Source organism: uncultured Maribacter sp., assembly GCF_947496775.1.
In the GTDB taxonomy this organism is placed as follows: domain Bacteria; phylum Bacteroidota; class Bacteroidia; order Flavobacteriales; family Flavobacteriaceae; genus Maribacter_B.
Window position 1 is genome coordinate 1 of the sequence record NZ_CANMDU010000048.1, and the last position, 703, is coordinate 703.

General features: G+C 34.7%; 1 pseudogene. It reads left to right on the forward strand.

From position 1 onward, the window contains the following. Positions 1-50: 50 nt before the first annotated feature. Positions 51-703: pseudogene (locus Q0856_RS18015) on the forward strand (hypothetical protein); the annotation flags it as partial.

Consider the following 703-nt stretch of genomic DNA (forward strand, 5'->3'; position numbering starts at 1 on the left):
AATGCCTCAATAGTAATGGTTACTATTTTTTCAGATAATAAAAAACTACAATGAATAGCTTATATAAATATTTAGTTGGTTTCTTTTTGGTATTAGCTGTAATACTTGCATGTACTAAGGATGTAAGTTTATATACTGAGGTAGAGTTTGAGTTAAGTGAGACACATGAATCGGAAGGTTTTTTAAATACGTCTTTAAGTGGTACTATAACAGTTACTCCGGAAGAGTTCGTAGAAGATATAACGTATTTCTATAGTTATTTTGTGGAAAGTGGCGAGGGTTATTTTGTAGATTCTTTTGGAGAGGCTATACCCGAGGGGCAAGAGATTTCATTAACCCCTTTATCAGTACCCTTAAATTATATAGGTACTTCGATAGGAGAGCATAGCATTCGAATAAAAGCAGAAGACGATTTAGGATTTTCTAAAGAGGTAATTTTAGATTATACTATTAGTAGTATTCCAGTAAGCTGGACGGCAGTTGGTCCAACAAAACCTGTATTATTAGGGAGTAGTACAACCATTATAGTAACCCTAGGAAATGAAACCGTAAGAACAGGAGAGACTTATGAAAGAAACTATTCTTTTTCTTCAGGCTCAGGAAGTTTAACAACTGCAGCAGAAGGAGATGTAGTAGTATTAGAAGAATTAGTACCGATTACGCCAGGTAGTTATGAGTTAACGTATGTATCGGATGCCTTAGG